The sequence below is a fragment of the Malacoplasma penetrans HF-2 genome, from assembly GCF_000011225.1.
Taxonomy (GTDB): Bacteria; Bacillota_I; Bacilli_A; order Mycoplasmatales; family Mycoplasmoidaceae; genus Malacoplasma; species Malacoplasma penetrans.
Map to the genome: position 1 here is coordinate 780,053 of NC_004432.1, position 18,089 is coordinate 798,141.

The 18,089-nt window shown below is 25.1% G+C and carries 14 protein-coding genes and 1 tRNA gene; 7 read left to right on the forward strand and 8 right to left on the reverse strand.

Going from position 1 to position 18,089, the window contains the following annotated elements:
• The first annotated feature begins 24 nt into the window (after positions 1-24).
• Together MYPE_RS03170 and argS are read left to right on the forward strand one after the other, a co-directional pair.
• A complete protein-coding gene (locus MYPE_RS03170; RefSeq protein ID WP_011077433.1) occupies positions 25-1,728 on the forward strand; it encodes an APC family permease in 1,704 nt (567 codons plus the stop codon).
• A gap of 216 nt (positions 1,729-1,944) precedes the next feature.
• Positions 1,945-3,639: an arginine--tRNA ligase gene (argS, locus tag MYPE_RS03175; RefSeq protein ID WP_011077434.1), complete on the forward strand. Its 1,695-nt coding sequence runs from the start codon at positions 1,945-1,947 to the stop codon at positions 3,637-3,639.
• 660 nt (positions 3,640-4,299) lie between these two features.
• Here argS and MYPE_RS03180 read toward each other — a convergent pair.
• The 6 genes from MYPE_RS03180 to MYPE_RS03200 all read right to left on the reverse strand — a co-directional run bounded on the left by MYPE_RS03180 (position 4,300) and on the right by MYPE_RS03200 (position 11,903).
• Positions 4,300-9,756 carry an ABC transporter permease gene (locus MYPE_RS03180; protein WP_011077435.1) on the reverse strand — a complete coding sequence of 1,819 codons (5,457 nt, stop codon included), beginning with the start codon at positions 9,754-9,756 and terminating at the stop codon, positions 4,300-4,302.
• A 263-nt stretch (positions 9,757-10,019) separates the two neighbouring features.
• Positions 10,020-10,337: a hypothetical protein gene (locus MYPE_RS03185; protein WP_011077436.1), complete on the reverse strand. Its 318-nt coding sequence runs from the start codon at positions 10,335-10,337 to the stop codon at positions 10,020-10,022.
• Positions 10,338-10,481: 144 nt separating this feature from the next.
• Positions 10,482-10,679, reverse strand: coding sequence for a hypothetical protein (locus MYPE_RS03195; RefSeq protein ID WP_011077437.1), 198 nt, complete (start codon positions 10,677-10,679; stop codon positions 10,482-10,484).
• Between the two features lie 140 nt (positions 10,680-10,819).
• A complete protein-coding gene (locus MYPE_RS05695) occupies positions 10,820-10,990 on the reverse strand; it encodes a hypothetical protein (RefSeq protein WP_011077438.1) in 171 nt (56 codons plus the stop codon).
• 312 nt (positions 10,991-11,302) lie between these two features.
• The gene (locus MYPE_RS05900; protein ID WP_267871832.1) at positions 11,303-11,437 is read right to left on the reverse strand and encodes a hypothetical protein; all 135 of its coding nucleotides are present in this window, start codon (positions 11,435-11,437) and stop codon (positions 11,303-11,305) included.
• Positions 11,438-11,678: 241 nt separating this feature from the next.
• Positions 11,679-11,903 carry a hypothetical protein gene (locus MYPE_RS03200; protein ID WP_011077439.1) on the reverse strand — a complete coding sequence of 75 codons (225 nt, stop codon included), beginning with the start codon at positions 11,901-11,903 and terminating at the stop codon, positions 11,679-11,681.
• A 408-nt stretch (positions 11,904-12,311) separates the two neighbouring features.
• Between MYPE_RS03200 and MYPE_RS03205 the strand changes: the two genes are divergently transcribed.
• From MYPE_RS03205 to MYPE_RS03215, 3 genes are all read left to right on the forward strand, one after another.
• Positions 12,312-12,857 (forward strand): RBBP9/YdeN family alpha/beta hydrolase, encoded by a 546-nt coding sequence (locus tag MYPE_RS03205; RefSeq protein WP_011077440.1) that lies wholly within the window; start codon positions 12,312-12,314, stop codon positions 12,855-12,857.
• A 124-nt stretch (positions 12,858-12,981) separates the two neighbouring features.
• The gene (locus MYPE_RS03210) at positions 12,982-13,257 is read left to right on the forward strand and encodes a DUF2188 domain-containing protein (RefSeq protein WP_044891277.1); all 276 of its coding nucleotides are present in this window, start codon (positions 12,982-12,984) and stop codon (positions 13,255-13,257) included.
• A 430-nt stretch (positions 13,258-13,687) separates the two neighbouring features.
• A complete protein-coding gene (locus MYPE_RS03215) occupies positions 13,688-14,185 on the forward strand; it encodes a hypothetical protein (protein WP_044891278.1) in 498 nt (165 codons plus the stop codon).
• A 187-nt stretch (positions 14,186-14,372) separates the two neighbouring features.
• Here the strand turns inward: MYPE_RS03215 and MYPE_RS03220 are convergent, their stop codons facing one another.
• On the reverse strand, positions 14,373-15,539 hold the full coding sequence (locus tag MYPE_RS03220; RefSeq protein WP_044891279.1) for an iron-containing alcohol dehydrogenase: 1,167 nt from the start codon (positions 15,537-15,539) through the stop codon (positions 14,373-14,375).
• Between the two features lie 293 nt (positions 15,540-15,832).
• Between MYPE_RS03220 and MYPE_RS05700 the strand changes: the two genes are divergently transcribed.
• The gene (locus MYPE_RS05700; protein ID WP_011077444.1) at positions 15,833-15,994 is read left to right on the forward strand and encodes a hypothetical protein; all 162 of its coding nucleotides are present in this window, start codon (positions 15,833-15,835) and stop codon (positions 15,992-15,994) included.
• A 147-nt stretch (positions 15,995-16,141) separates the two neighbouring features.
• Positions 16,142-17,575: a hypothetical protein gene (locus tag MYPE_RS03225; RefSeq protein ID WP_011077445.1), complete on the forward strand. Its 1,434-nt coding sequence runs from the start codon at positions 16,142-16,144 to the stop codon at positions 17,573-17,575.
• A 180-nt stretch (positions 17,576-17,755) separates the two neighbouring features.
• On the opposite strand, the gene MYPE_RS03230 is transcribed toward MYPE_RS03225, so the two are convergent.
• Positions 17,756-17,829 (reverse strand) — tRNA-Gly (locus tag MYPE_RS03230).
• Positions 17,830-18,089: the final 260 nt, after the last annotated feature.

The following is an 18,089-nucleotide window of genomic DNA, read 5'->3' on the forward strand; positions in this document are numbered from 1 at the left end:
TAATTTAAAAAGAAAGGAATAGAAATGAAAAACAATTCTTCTAATAGTAGTACTGAAACAATTTCAGAAACTACATCATTTACTAAAGAAGAAAATGCTGGTGGAATTTCTCAAGCTCCAACAAGTAAGAAGATTTCATTCTTCTCTGCTATGTTGATAGTAATGGGTGGTTCTATTGGTGCTGGGATATTCTTTAAATCATCTAGTGTTTTATCACTATCTCAATCTTCATTAGTGCTAGCAATATTTTGTTGAGTTATTGCTGCAATTTCAGTTATTGCTATGGCCCTAGCTTTAGTTGAAATCTCTTCTGCTCGTAATGATAACTTATCATTAATTGGATGAGCAAAAGTATTCTGTGGAAAAACAATGTTCAAAGCCTCAAAGAACTTTATGTTCTATATCTATCTACCATTAACTTACTTCTTTATGCCTTTATATGTGATTATGTCACTGCAAGATGGTTTGGGGGCATTAATTAATGTGAATACTGAGGGAGCAACTAATCCATTTACTTTTGGAACAGGTGCTGACTGAGTAATTTGAACAATCATTTCATTAATGATTAGTGGATATTTTATTGTAATAAGTGGGCTTTCTTCAAAAGCTGGTAACATCCAAAATAAAGTTGTAACTTATATTAAATTCTTACCATTAGCATTTGTTGCTGTTGTAGGGTTTGTATTAGTTGGTTTAGCTGGTAGTTCAGCATCTGCAACTGTTGTAAGACCAACTACTGAAACAATCGCAAGTGGTGCTAGCTTACAAACATTTGCACCAGGATTAGGTTTATTCTTAGCAATAGGAGCAATTTTCTTTGCATATGATGGATTCTATGTAGCTGCTGGAATTCAATCAGAAATGAAAGAACCTAAGAAAACTCCAATGGCAATCTTAATTGGTTTAGGAATTACAACTGCAATTTATTTAATAATTGCAATTTCAATGTCAATCAATGGTGATGGTAGTTTCTATGGAATGCAAGAAACTATGCAAAACCAATTTGGAACACAGGTTGCTAATATCTTATTTGGTGTTATTAACTTATGTATTGCAATTGGTGTATTAGGTATTATTAATGGTTTTTCAATGTGAGGACCAAGATTCACTGAAGATTTATTAAAAGAAGGTGAATTACCTTTTGCACACAAATATTTAAACAAATTAAATGATAACAAACCAATAGTTGGTGTTTGTTATGCATTAGTAATTTCAGCACCAGTAGTTGTTGTATTTACTTTAATTGGAGCATTAGGGTATATAGATAACTATGGTGTAGGCTATGGAGCTGGAATGGATAAATTATATACATTTGCAGACCTTATGGCTAACTGAACTGCTTTATTCACATTTGCATTCATTATGGTTTCTGTTTATGGTGGGTTAAAAAACAGAAAAACTAATAAAGTAGTAACTGATCAAAAATCATACTTTAAGCCAGCTGCTATTATAACTATTATTACAGTTGGAATTTCATTAGGTGTAACAGTATTGTTACCAATTATTGATTTATTCTTATTATCTCATGTTGATCCTGCTGCTGTTGCAGCTGCAGGTGGTTCATACACTGATATAGTAGTATCTAGAATAATGTTAGTTGTTACTTTATTCTTATATGCTGGATTAACATTTGCTCCAATTTATATTGAAAACCATATCAATATTAAAAAATTTGGATCAATTGAAAAATATGAAGAATGACAAAAACAAACATTTGTTGTTAGTTAATATTTAAAAAATTCAAAGAATAATTTTAAAACCATCCTGAAAAGGGTGGTTTTTTTATTGGTTTAAACCAAAATTCACTCTATATTTTTTAGCTATTGTGTAATAAAAAATTTAAGTCAAAGTAAAACAACAAATTAAGGACTGAGATTTTTGTTTATAATTTATATGTCTAAAAAAAGACTTATTTAAATTTATGAACCAAAAAAGGAGGATAAAATGATAAAAACCACGATAATAGCATCTATTAAAGATTTAATTAAAGATGCTGTAAAAGATAAATTTAAAATAACAATTGATTTAAATGACTTTGTAGTAGATAAAGCAAAAAGTATAGAGTTTGGTGATTTTTATTCAAATGTTGCAATGATCTTAGCTTCTAAATTAAAAAAGAACCCAATCTTAATAGCTGAAGAAATTTGTGAATATTTAAAAAATCATAAGACAAATTTATTTGAATCAACTGAAGCTGTAAAACCAGGATATATAAATGTTTTTTTATCAAACTCAGTTAAATCTGATTTATTTAAACAAATTAATAAAGATAAAGATACATATGGTATTTTTGAACCTAAAAAGGTTGCTTATAACATTGAGTTTGTAAGTGCAAACCCAACTGGTAGTTTACATATAGGACATGCTAGAAATGCAGCACTAGGACAAACTCTTGGAAATGTGTGAAAAGCATATGGATACACAATTGAACAAGAATACTATATTAATGATGGTGGAAACCAAATTAATAACTTAGGGATGTCAGTATTTTACAGATACTTACAAAAATGTGGTAAAGATGTCCAAATGGAAGAAGACTTTTACCAAGGTAGTGAACCAATTGCAGTAGCTGAATTAATTTATAAAGAACATAAAGATAAATTTGTTAATGTTAAATATAGTGCAACAAAAATTGAAGATGAAAAAGTTTTTGATTTCTTTAGAGATTTCTCAAAAACTGAATTAATGAACATCATTAAAAAAGACTTAAAAGACTTTAGTGTTCATTTTGATAGATACTTTCCAGAATCTAAAATTTATGAAATGAAACTAGTTGATCCTACTATTAAAAAATTAGGTAAATATGTTTATGAAAAAGATGGAGCTTTATGACTTAAAACTACTGAGTTTGGAGATGATAAAGACCGTGTAATTGTTAAGAGTGATAAATCATTTACTTATTTCATGCCAGATATTGCTTACCATGACATCAAAGCAACAAGAACTATCAATGGATTAAAAACAGATAAAATCTTTAACATTTGAGGAGCAGACCATGCTTCTTATGTAGACCGTATGACTGTTGCTTTGCAATGTTTAGGGTTCAAAAAAGACATCATGCATGTAATTGTAATGCAAATGGTAAAACTAACTAAAAATGGTAAAGAATTCAAAATGTCAAAGCGTAGTGGTAATTCACTTACACTAAGAGATTTAATCAATGCAATTGGTGTTGATAACTCAAGATGAGAATTAATTTCTCAAGCTGCTGAATCCCATATTGAAATTGATGTTGAAAAATTCACTTCTGCTGATTCTACTTCTAATTTATCATATGTTCTATATGCATATAGTCGTATTCAAAAGATTCTAGAAAAGAATGAATCTTTATTAAAGGAAAGCAAATCTTACAATACTGACTTATTAACAAACTTAAAAGAAAAAGATATGATTGCAATGTTGTTCTATTATCCACAAACAATTGCAAATATCGCTAAAAGTTATGAAGTTCATAAAATTCCTATCTTCTTATACACTCTAGCAAACTTATTACACTCTTACTATAGTGAAGTAAAAATTATAGATGAATCAAACAAAGAATTACTTATTCAAAGATTGCATCTATTACAATGTGTAAACCAAGTTATTAAAAATGGTTTAAAACTATTAGATATTGAAGCTAAAGTTTTAAATAAATAATTTAAGTTAATTAAATTTAAAAACACTAGATTAATCTCTAGTGTTTTTTGTTCTTAAAATGACTATTTATACTGCATTTAATCTATTGAATTTAATTCAAATAAAGCAATTCAATATAATAGTAAATTCTTAGTCTCTTATTACATCCTTTAAATGAGATATAAGGGTAAAATAAATCAGTACCCTTTAAACTAAATATATTAATTAAACTTTTTACTATTACCTATACTTTAAAAAACATCCATTAGATTTATTTTAAACTTTTGCAAATAAATCATTCTTTTGCATTGTTTGTAAGTCCTATATAATTCCATACAATTACTCTAACTCTAATCTACATTTTTATTCTGTGCATGAAAATCATTTTAATAAATCAATTTACTTCTAGTTAATCTTAAAAGATCATTAATAGATAGATGAAAAAGAGTGCAACCATATAAATTGAAAAAAATACTAACTTATTCTACCAACCCACAAACAGTCAATAACAGTTTTAGAAATCCATAAGAACTTAAATAAAATAGATAAAATATCAAACTGTAAATTATCTTTATTTACAATTGATAAAACAATTTTGATTTATACCTAATCAAACTAAAAACTTAAATAAAGGAAAATAAAAATAAGTAAGATTGTTGAATTAATCTTACTTATTTAAATTTAATCAATTGAATTTCTTAAGTTTTGCTTTTTGAATAAAACAGTAATATATAGAATATTAAATATTAATATTGCTAATATTCCACTTGCACCAAAAACAAAAGGAATTCAACTTATTGCAGAAGTTAAGAATATTGAAGATAAATTAAATATCAATAATTGGAAGACTGTTAGTAAACCAGCTAATAATCCAATTCCTATTCCTATTGATACCAATAGTATCAATAGGTAAGAAACTATAATTGAATTTAATATTTCTCTATCTTTATAGCCTAGTGTTTTTAAAACAGCTAACATCTTTCTAAAGTCATTTAATGTTGTAGAACTAATTATCATAATTGTGAAAATGATAATTGGAACTATCAATATGATTAACATATTTTCAACAGTTAATAATGAATTAAAGATGGTAGTATATGTTCCAAATAGAATATCAAAATAAGTTAAATTTTGAATTGCTACCATGTTGTTATTTCCAAATGTAGTTTGTAACAACTCTGCAAGTGAAGAAACAGAATTATATGTAGTTCTTAAATAACTTAATACTGTTGTTCTTCTATTTGTATCATCAACTGTAATTGAAGCAAAATAGTTGGGGTTAGCAGTTTTGAATTTTTCTATTAAAACACTAAGTGTTTTTTGATCATAAGGAATAACTGCATTTAATATATCACCAATAGATGAATCACCAGATACAAAGTAATTGTTGAATGAAGCATTTATAGCATCACCTCTTTTAAAGTAATTGTAGTTTCCTCAAATTCCACTAACCATTTCAAGTGTTAAACTTGAAGTTTGAAGAGGAGTTTCTTCTGCTGTGAAAATACCATTAAATGGAACATAGTTAGATGGTGGTGCAACATAATTAACTTTAAATTTATGGTCACCATTACTTTCTATATTAACCTCTTCCTTTGCCATTAATGATTCATCACCTAAAATAGTTGCTTCTACTTGATTTCACTGTGTCTTCTTAGAAGTACCATAAATTATAGCACCTTGATCAAAGTTCAATCCTAATATTTTATTAGCATATTCTTGATTAGTATAGAACTGAGCCCCAAATGAATCTGCACTAATACCAACAACTTTAAACTTAACATCAACAGAAGGATCTTCACCAGCTATCTTTTTAGTATATCTATCATAAGTGTTAGAAACTAATACATCAAACTCTTGTCCTACTTTTAAACCATATTTATAGGCTGAACCAACATTAATAATAACTGGATATACAGTATTGCCATCTGCACTAGCACTAGTTGTACTTAAAAGACTACTAATATTGTTTTCATCTTCATCAATTAATTTTACATATTTTGAATTTTCTTTAATTCCTAATATTTCAACATCAATTCCAGATAGTTTTGAAATACCATCATTTTTAGAAGCTGGAATTGTAATGTTTGGACTATTAAAAGTTGAAGTTAAATAAGTATAAGTTTCAGTTTGATTATTTGATTCATCATTTAAGTTGTTAAAAGGAACAATTCCAAATGCCATTTTTGAATCAGCTGCACTTAATTCTTTATTACCATATACCATCCCAATGAATTTTAAAAACTCATCATTGAATCTAATATCATCTACATTTGTAGCATTTAAACTAGACATTACATTGCTTGCATTTATTTGTCATATTCCATTTGTATCAAGAGATAAGAATGGTTTAGGGTTATCTACAGTACCATTACCAATTTCATTTTTCTCTGCTAAATAAGTGTTTCCATTTGCATCAGTTGCAGCCATTATTTGATTAACAAAATCATTACTTAAAGCATCAATTCTAGAAATTAAATCACTTGAGAATGAACTACTAACAAAGTCTCAAATATTTAATGATAAAGAAGCAATGTTGATAGTATAGTCTAACAATCATTTAGTACCAACTGAATTTCTAAAGAAATGCGGATCTTTTTGAATACCAAACTGAGCAATATAACTTGGTAACAATAAGTTAGTAAAGTATCTCTTATATTTTGTTCCATCAGAATTTGTATATTCAATAACATTACCTGAACTATCTCTTAAAGCTAATAAATCTTTTCCAGATGATCCCTCTTTCTCAAACAATGTCTGATATGGATCAGTATAACCTGTATAGTTTTTATTAGCATACATGCTATAAATTCCTAAAGATTCATCAGTTATACCTAAATCTGCATAATCTTGAACTTTATATAATCCAGTTTGTTGAGTTGGAGTTTGTAAGTCAAAAGAATATTTGTAATTAATACTGTTTTGAGTATCAGTTTGAGACTTAGTGAATTTTTGAGGAATAGAAACACCAGTCGAAATAAATGAAATACCAACAGAGCATAACAATACCAATAAGAAGAATCTACTCATTTTTGTAAATGATAAACCAATTCTAAATCTACTAATAACACTAGCATTAGTAAATGATGATTTTAATAAATATAAGAATTTATTAATCTTTAATTCTGTAGTAATTGATAATAAATCATTAATTGGTTTTCTAAATGTTTTTCAAACACCTAAAGAAACAAACAATAAGAACGCAAGATAAATAATAGCAGTTCCTGAAATAAATCCAATTGGAGAGAATAAGTGTTGAGAAATAGGAATAAATCAATAATTACCTATAACACCTAAGAAAATTGATTGTAAGAATAATGCAGATAGATAACCTACAATTCCTGCAAAAACTGCAACAACTAAACCAAACATAGAAACTGCAAAAATAATTTTTAATGAACTTACACCATTAGCTTTTGCAATTGCTAGTGAAATTTGGTTTTTCTCAATGTAAATCTTAATTAATAAATAACATAAGTAAACACCAATTATAGAAATAACAACAATCAAAATACTTGTAAAGATTTGAATGTATGTTGTCATCATTTTTGGAACACCAATTCTCATTGTTAATAAATTATTATTGTTAACAATATCATTTGAAGAATATGGTGTTGAAACTAAATTTCTTACTGCACTTTGAACACTAGCTAAGTTATCACTATTGTTAGTACTTGCTACTGCAAAATAACTATCTTCAGTAATTAAAGAAGAAGTAGCTAAAATTGTTCTATAACCTTGATCATTTAAATAAATTAAACTCTCAGTGCTAAAGTTTGGTAAAGGGTTAGTAATAGAAGTTACAGGATACGCATTTTCAGCTGAAATACCTGTCCCTATAATTGCAAAACTCTTAGAGTTAATAACAATCTTTTTATCATCACTTAAATTATTTAATCATTCTACATAGTCTGCAGAATCCATATAAACTGCTTTAGCTCATTCTTGTGGATCAACAATTGATTTTTTATTTAATTCCAATCATTTTTGAGTGGTTACAACAGCACTTCCATACGGTGTAACATATGTAACACTTCCTGGGAAGTGGGCAGGTGCTCCCCCTCATTTAACTTGAATAGATAAACTTATATTTTGATCATTAGTAGTAACAATATTATCCTTACTAAAATCAGGAGATACTATAGAAAATAAATGATAGTAGTCATTTGCATTTACAGAAGGTGCAGTAGTTGATGGAGTATCACCAATTCCATATTGGTTTAAAATATTGGCTGCTAAATTTCTAACAGTTTGATAATCACTTGCCATTCCATCAATGATTGGTACATCAGTAATCCCAGCTACAATTGATTCATTTGTGAATTTCACTAAATTCATTAAATAGTTACCATTTGCATTTAATGCATAACTATTAATTTCTTTGTTATCTGGTTCAACTGCTGGAATTCTACTAGTAGTATCCTCTACAGTATTAAAGAGTGAATTTGCTGCATCTAAGTATTTATAACTATTTTCTAGTCTAGTACCACTAGTCATAACCAATTTATTAACATTGTTAGATTGGTATTTATCGTTTGTAGGGTCATAGTCTTTTCTAGAAACTAAATAAGTAATAGAAGATTTAGAATCAGATATTGTATAAGATCTTTGATTATTAAATTCAATATTTGATACTGTACTTAACTTACTTGCAATATATTCTTTTTCATAAGTTAAAAGACTACTAGAAAGTTCAGATAGTTTTGATTCTGAATAATTTCTAATTCATGCTTTAACAATATCTTTAGCAGATATCTTTTCTTTGTCATTACTTCTTAATGTATACTGAGTGTTTAAATCACTAAGAGTTTCAAAACTATTATTATCAACATTTGTTGTTTGTGAAGAATCTACATTCTCTTTTAACTTACTCTTAATTCATGATCCATTAACAGTATAAACAAATGAAACTAAGTCATTATAAGTTTTTGCACCATAAGTTGATTTAACATAGTTTAATGTTTCTCTCTCTAGTTGAGATAAATTATTCATATTTAAATGAACATTAAAAACATAATCTTTAAACTGGATAATATCATTGCCATTTGTTGGTTTGTTATCCGTATTTGAGTTACCATTTTTAGTAAGATATCTTCCATCTCTTAATATTTTTAAATATTCATAGTATGGTGAAAATACTGCTAAGTCTCAATTTATATTAGGTGAAAGAGATATAGTGTTTTTAATGTTTTTAGACATACTAGGCAGTAAATTAAAAACATCTGCACCCTGTTGTAGCATTTGTAAAATTCAGTCTCAACCTTGTGCAAGGTCTCAACTAAAATCATTTACTCATCAGTCATCTTTTGATGAAAAGAAAGGAGTATAATAATCTCCATTTTTATATCTATATGCTTTGTTGTTCCCAGTGATATCCGATGCTTTTGTAGCAGTAACATTTGAAGGATAAATCATATTACCTTCGCGTACTGTCATTGTACTATTAAGATACCCATCATTAAAATAACCCATAGTAGTAGCCATTTGGTTACTATCTATTTGAGTTTCTCCAGTTAAAGGATCAACAGCATATACAATATTTTGAAGATCAGAGTCATCTAAAAATAAACCTCAAGCTCTTCATTTACTTGATTCAGATGGAATAGAAGCAATTCCATAAGAGTACAATACTCCTCTTGCTCTTTTAGTATAAAGTTGATTAGCATCATTAATCCCTGCTTGTGTAAAGAATGGGTTAGAGTCTTTATTAGTAGAACCATTATAATAAGCAAAAATATAATTCCTACTAGAAGTATCTTTTACAAATGATGAGTGATGTAAATATGTTGGAGTATAAGCAAAACTTTTATCCATGTTTTGAACTTTTTCTTCATATGAAGAAAAATAAACTGAACTTGTTTGGTTGTTATCGCTTGTTGGCTTTTGATACTCATTAAAAGCACCATCAATATCATAGGATAAACTTGAACTATTTAAATCACTACTATTAGTAGATACAATTGAAGTTCCTAAGTTTGAAGCACTATTTAATGATGAAGAAGAATAATCAATATTACTTGTAAAATACAAAGAAGAGAAAAAGGCAAAAATAATAGCAAAACCAATAAATAGTAATCCTATTAGTAATACAACACTTCTTTTAAAAGATTTAAAAACCTGTTTAATTAACTGAGTCAAAATTGAACCTTTTCTCTTACCTTATATAAGTATGTGTTTATTGTTTTATTATTAAATTAAATATTTTATTTAATAAATATTTATTGCCTATACAGGCATCAAATTTATTGCCTTTAATTATTAGCAATAAATATCATATTAGATGCCATTTCTATTTGCAATGATATTATTGTATCTTTTTTCCTAATTTTGGATTAATTTTTTATTACTTATATCATAAAACCTAATCAGGAAGTAAATATTAGTATAATAACTTGAAATATTTAGTTTCAAGTTAAATGAAATATTTTGAAATTCTTCTTTTCATTTATAAATAAGAAAATTAATTCACCCCTTGCAATTAATTTAAAACTTAACTCTGATGTTAAGTTAACTAATGAATTAAAATTATAATCATAATTATTGATAAGTTTCAAATTAATTAAACTTTTATTATTAGTATTTATATCAAATATTTTAGATAATGTATCTGATTTATTCTTATTGGTTGTAATAACATTAGTTCCTGTTATCTTTTCTGTTTTATCTTTCCAAATAACATCATTTTTATTTTTATCTTTTAAAGAGATATTGCTATTCACTGTTTCAATATTTCAGATTTTGATTTATCAAATAGTTTGTCAATTTCAGACACTGAAACTGAATCAGCTTTATTTGTAAAAGTTAAATTAGTGCAATAATAATTTTCATCATATGTAGGTTTATCTGCAATTTTATTTTTGTAATTAGATAAAATAAAACCTTGAAGAAACAATATAGTTTTTTAATAAAACATTTTCTAGTATTGGTTTTCAAAAATTGTAGTAATTTATTGTGTAGTCAAAATATAAAGCTTTAATACTAGATGATAGAACTTTAACTTTATAAGATGATTGTCCTGTAACATTGTTGACTGAGAAATTTTTAGCTATTGAATTTATCATTGCTGGATCATCATAAAATATGCTTAAATCATATCCAACACTAAATCCTAAATAATAAGAAGAGTCTTTAGTGTTAAAACTAGGATCAAATCATATTTCTTCTTCTGTTACTTTTAAATTAAAACTTAATAAGTTTTCATCTATTCCAAGTGAAATAAAATCGAGTAAAAATCAAAGAAATAATTTTTAATTTTTTCAAACTCATTATTAATCATTGTAGAAGCTTCAGTTTCTAAACTTATCTTTTGCCCTGCCACTTGAGTTCCATTAACTTTATCATTAATCATTTTAACAAATGAGTCTTTATTCATTTTTGTTAATTGCTCAATTATTAAATCAAAACTATTTTGCTAATTAAGTTTTTTATAAATGATAAATTTATATCTATTTGTGTATTAATTTTAAAAGCTACTTTGTATTCAAATGAGACCAATATATTATTATCTTTCTTATTTAATTTAGGAGTTAAAACTCATTATTTGGTAAAAATTAAATTTTCATATTTCTCATAATATGGTTTATTGATATCCATATCTTTTTTATATGTAAACATTTTATTAATAGAATTTGAAACTGAAGATATCAAGGCCTTCAAATTATCTTTAGTAAAGTTTAGATTGTTGTTAATAAAAATACTTACATAATCTGCTTTGAAAAAGTTTTATCAATGCATTAGCAAATTTTGTTTTATTTTCATCACTTGCAAATATTGAATGATAAATTGAAACAAATTCTTTTTTACCATTTTTTACAAACATTAAACTTATCAAAACTAGTAAAGAATTAAGTGTAGGATTGTTAGAAACAAACCCTTTAATCTTACATTATTAAAAAAATCAATGTTGTCTCAAATTACACTTCATAAATTTTTAGAATTTCCTGTAACCCCTAAAATATCTGCAGTAATAATATTTTTAAGTTATTGGTCATCTTTTGCACATTTATCTAGATAATCCAAAATTAATCTATAACTTTCATTATCAGATTTCATATTTGGTTCTAAGTGTTGAATCAAAGAATTACCATGTCATATCCACTTCCTAAATATGATTTCAATAAACTCAAAATTTTATTTTTATTTTCATAAATTATATTTATTAGATTTTTACTATTATTTGTTGAAGCATTTGAATCTATATAAAAAACTTGTTTTAATATTTCACTAAATTCATTAGAGATTATTCCTAATTCAAAAATAAAATAAATAAATTGAAGATTTTTCAATAAGTTTGCTTATTGGTTGGTCACTTTTAATTTCTATAAATAAATCTTTAATAGTGTCTAAACCATAAAAATACAATGACATTTCATTATTTGCTTTTTGTTCAACCAAATTTTGAATATTATTTTGATTTGCTTCTTGACTAAATTCTTTTTCATATTCATTGTCTATTTAAAAAATACAAATCATTTTTTATAATTTCATTTTAAATAAAGCAAAAGCCAACAAAGATAATTACATAAAAAAAGTAAAAAATATAAATCAAAAATAACAATGCTATCTTAGATTTAAATTTATATTTAATAAGTATTTATTTAGTTCATTGATTAATAAGTTTTAAATAATAAAAAAGTAAATTAAAAATTAATATTTATATATATTATTTAGAAACTGAAAAGGAATAATACAAAATGAAAGACTTTTACATAATTCATGGATATGGTGCTGATAAAGACAGTAATTTCTTCCCTTGATTAAATGACCAAATAATAAGTAAATTAAATTACAAATGTAAAACATTAAATTTACCAAATACAAATAATCCAAATTTAAAGGAATGAATTAATTTCTTAGATAACAATATTAAAGAACTTAATGAAAACACTTATTTTGTTTGTCATAGTTTAGGGTGTATTGCAACTCTAAAATTTATAGAAAAGCAAAATAATATAAAAGTTGGAGGTATCTTTTTGGTATCAGGCTTTTATGAATCTTTATCTCTATTCCCCCAACTTAATGGGTTTACTCAAAAGCCAATTGATGAATCAAAAATCATAAATAAAATAATTAAAAGAGTTGTGATATCTTCAGACAATGATGATCTAGTCCCAATTCAATACTCTCAAAACTTAGCAAATAAAATTAATGCCAAATTTTATTCTTTTTCTAATTATGGTCATTTTCTAGTTTATAAATCTGATGAATTATTTCAATTAATCAAACATGAAATTAAATAATTCTTTGTATTTTTAACTTAATTTAAAACATAATATTTTTATCAAAAAGCCTTTTTTTATTTTTTAATAACAAACTTTTAATTTATAATGCTAATTAATAAGAAAAAACAAAATGGAGTTAGAAATGAATAACAACAAAACAAATGATAAAGCTACTGAAAAAAAGGGACCAAAAGGTAGAAACATTTATTACCTATCAGCTAGAAAAGATAAAGATGGAAAAAAAGAAGGCTGAGAAGTTAAAATGGAAAATTGTGAAAGAATTTCAGCATTAGTTGCTACTAAAGAAGAAGCAATTGAAAAAGCTAAAAGTTTAGCTGGAAAAAAATCAGCAACAATTATTATTAGAAGACTTGATGGTTCAATTCAAGACACAATTAAATATGCAGGACAAAAATAAAAACCTTTTTAAATAAAGGTTTTTATTTTTGTTAGTACTTTGTAATAAACATCTCATATTTTAGCTTCATTAATTTGGTTTTAAACTACATGATTCAATAGCAAATAATAGATAAGGATTAAATTAAAGGTTTAATTCTTATTTTATTTTTTCCTATTTTTAAAATTAAAAATCCTAAATATTTTTTAATTTAATTAAAAATTTTAAAAAAATGACACTTTTTTTATGACATTAGCCCCCAAAATTTACATACATATAATAGAGAGGTAAAGTACGGGGATAAAAATTATTGATATTTTTTATTCAATTACTAAACTATAAAAAATTAATAATTTGTTTAAAAACAAACAAAACCCAAATTATCTAATAGATATAGTTAATTAATTTGCCACTCATCAATAGATTTAATTTACGAAAGGAGCCAAAAATTATGGCTAATAAACATAATAACAACCAAAAAATAAATTCTGATTCAGGGTCTTTTACAGGTCCTTTAAAAGAAAAAGATTTTGTTAGAAAAATAAAAGGTTGTAAAATTATAAATGTTAGAGATTTTGAAGAATCATTTAATGTTTATGAAAATGAATCTGAAAATGAAATAACTGAAACAACTTATATCAAAGGATATGTAGAAATGGTAGTTAGTAGAAAATATCAAAAACCTATTATTTTAGGACCAACAGATGGTCGTGGTGGCGGTACTATTTGTGGAGGCGATGCCCATGCTGAAATTAATAAAAAACTAGATTATCTTATTGATGAAATAAAAGAAATGAAACAAGATATTAATTATCTTAAACAAGACATGATAGAAGTTAAACAAGATATTAAAATTCTTAAAGAAAAAGTTTCAGTTCTTGAAACAGATATGGCAGATGTTAAAGCTGGCAAATACTGCAAGAGCCATAATTCACCTGACTTTGTGTAATATATAAGTTTACAACCTTTGCAACCTTCTAAAACAACAACTAAAAAATAGTTGTTGTTTTTTGTTTATATTAAATTTAAATAATTTAAATTAACACTTGCCAAATGGTAACTAAAATAAATTTATTAATTAATATAAAAAATACTCCTTTCTTAAAAAGGAGTATTTTCATTTTATTCACTATATTTTATTTAATTTTTGCTAATTCAGTAATAACCTTTCTAAAGAAGTCTTTACTAATATGTGGAGCAAAATTAAATTTAAAAGAGTGCTCAACCAAGAAATCAATATCTTTTTCTGTAATTTCTTTAATTTCACTAAATTGGCTTCAGTTAGTTGGTAAATAAATTGATTTAATTCAATTTACTAAATATTCAATTGTTGCATCAAATCCATTTACACCAAATATTTCTTTACCAAATTCCACAATTTTGTCTTTAAATCAACTATCTTTTTCACTTCTTAACTTTCAGTAAGTTGGAGTAACAAATGCTAAACCTGCACCATGAGTTATATCTCACCTTCCTGAAAATGAGTGTTCAATTGTATGAACAGCTCAATCTGTTGATTCACATTGGAAATATGCTAATTGAGTTAAAGCCATTGTAGTTGTTCATAAAACATTACTTCTAGCCTCATAGTTTGTTGGATCATCAACTGCAGTTTTAGCATATTTTAATAATGTTTTTAAATTTGCAAATAAATAATTCTTAGTTCAACCAAAAGTACCAGTTCCTAAATATTGTTCTGTTAAATGTGAAAAACAATCAAAAATTCCACTCGCTGTTTGTCACTTATTAACTGTAAAAGTATATGTTGGATCTTCTATTGCACAAACAGGAACAGCACTTGGTGTAAATACCCCATATTTTTCATTAGTTTTAGAATTACTAATAACACTACCAGAATTGTTTTCACTTGCAGTTCCAGCAAGTGTAGTAATAGCTATAATATCAATACTTGGATTAACTAATTTACTAGTATCTAAACAATATTCTCAAACATCATTAAGATGTGGATTTGCAGTTAAAGCTCCTATAACTTTAGAAGAATCAATTACACTTCCACCACCTATTGCAAAAATAACATCAACTTTATTTTCTCTAGCAAATAATATTGCTTTATAAACAGTATCAGTTTTTGGATTTGGTTCAATACCACCAAACTCAACATATCGTAAATTGATTTCTTTAAGTAAAGTGATGAGATCATTAAAACTACCATTAGTTTTAACTGATCCTCCACCATATAAAATTAAAGCTTTTTTATATTTTTTACTTGCTAATTCATCTTTTGCCTCAAAGATTGCACCTTTACCAAAAAAATATTTTGATTTTAAAAATACACTACTCATTATCTTCTCCATAAATATAAATAATTTGTTTAGATAATTAGTTTACAACTTAAACCTAAGTTTAAGTCAATAGAAAATTTATTTAATTCTACAAATAATTATTTTAATGAAGAAATAAAGTAAAAAAATAGAAAATTATATTTGTCACATTCAAATACAAAACTTCATTTTATTTTTAATAATAAGATTCCTTTTTTATAAAAACAGATTTATCTTAATTTAAAATAATAGATTTCTTTAATTTTGAGAATCAATAGGAATTAAAATATATTTATTGTGAAATTGAGGCTTACATGAAAAAAATATCTTGATTAAAAAAACTTTTTAATTGAAAAAAGAAAAAAAATAAAAATATTGATGAAAATACATTTTTAAAAAATAAAAATAACAAAAACCAATTATTACAAGATAAAACTATTGAAAACAACAATATTCAGAAAAATACTGAAATATAGTTAGAGGAAGAAAGCACTAAAGAATTAAGTGTAGAAAATAACACCAGTAGTTCAATAGATTCTAATTCAATAGAGTGAACTTTAAAAGAAAATGATATTGAAGAATCTTTTGAAGATAACAATATTGATAGTTCATACTTTGAATATTTGGAAGAAAAATTTTCAAAAGAATATGATACTGAAGAATATTATTATGAAGATGACTTAAGTAGTTTAATATATGATGATGATTTAGTAGAATTAACCTCAGAAGAAAATGAATATATATCAGAAATTCTTAAAAAAAGCTTAAATGAAGTAGAAAAAGAAATAGAAATAAAAAAAGTAGAAAACTCAAAACTTGACTATAAAGTTTTCTTCAATAATTTAATAAATTCAAAACAAAAATTTAGCAAATTCTATGAAAGAATTAATTTTCATTCCTTAAATGAAAAACGAAAAATATCTGAAAAAATATTATTAGAAGTTGGTAAAGAAAAAAGTAGCTTTTTGAAGTCCTTGAGTGAAGATGTGTCAAATTTAATATCAGACAATTCTAAAGAAATTGTTGAAGATTTTTTTAAATGTTTTATCCTTACACTTTTAGATAGAACTTCATTAAAAAATTTAAAAGAATATGTAATTTATTTATTTGAACTTGATTTCCCTAAAGAAAATAAATTACAAACTTGAACTGATTCTAATTTTAAAATCTCAAGAAAAAAAGAAAAAGAAAAATTGCAAATGATTTTTAAAAATGAAATTCATAATGAAATACAAGAAAAATCACAAAAGACTTTGAAAGAGAAAATTTATAAAGAAATAAAAGAAAAATTCAAGGCCCAGATTGAAAATGAAATTTCTCGCAACAAAGATGGAAATAGAAATAATAAAATCCAAGGAAGATGTGCAGAACATTCTCTTTTTATGAACTTTTTTTCAGAAAAATATGATAGTCAAAATTTTCAAAATACAAATTCATTCAAAGACCTAAAGTGTTTCATAGAAAAATATAATAGTAAAGAAAGGATGCAATTATTTGAAAATAATAGTAATAAAATTAACAAATGAAAAAAAGACATCAATTTAAAATGGTTTAATCTAGAAAAAGAAAACAGACATTTATCTGACATTTCTATTACTGTTCCTTGAATTTTGGCAGAAAATATTAAATACAGTTCTAAAGCAGACATTTATATTGAAGTTAAATCCACTGTCAATCAGTTTAGACTCCTTAATCAACAATTTTTTATTAACTGGCTTGAAAGAAAATGTGAACCCAAAAAAGCTGATAAACCTTTTCAAGACACAATAAATATTTCAAAAAATGAGTTATTGGGAATTTGTAGCAATAAAAATTATAAATTATACAAGATTTATGGTTATGACCTGATTGTCGACAATAAAAAAGAAGTTATAAGTAATGATAAAAAAGAAAATGGAAATTATGGAAGTGGAAATGGTGATAAAGAAATTAAAGTGAAGATAGTGGATAATTTTTTTATTCTTTTGTTAGTAATATTTTATATTATTTCAAGTGATAATTTTAATTTGAATGATGAAGATATAAAAAATGTAAAAAAGGCTTTCCATATAAAATAAAAAAATCTAATAAAAATCAATCATAAAATATTTTAAAGTTAATCTTTAGCTGAAAGAAAACTAAAAAGATAATAGTGTAATAACTAATATCACCATAATTGAACTTCAAATAAATAATAATGTTATTATAAAAATAAAAAAATCCATTTAACTTAATAAATGGATTTTTTTATTTTTAAATGGAGCAGATGACGAGAATCGAACTCGCGTCTCGACCTTGGCAAGGTTGCATTCTACCATTGAACTACATCTGCAACTAACATTTATTATTATATAATAATTTGGTTTTTTTGAATACTTAATTATTATATAAAAGTAATAAAAAGCCTATTAATTGATAACATACCAAACCAATAATTTTAATTATTAAATATAGTCACACAGCAACTAAACTTGTTAAAACTTAAGAATTTTTAATTGCTAAAAATTTTAATAACTTAATTCTATAAAAAATAATTCAGCAAATTATTTGATATTATCTAGAATATATTTTTTATAAGCAAATTCCTATGTT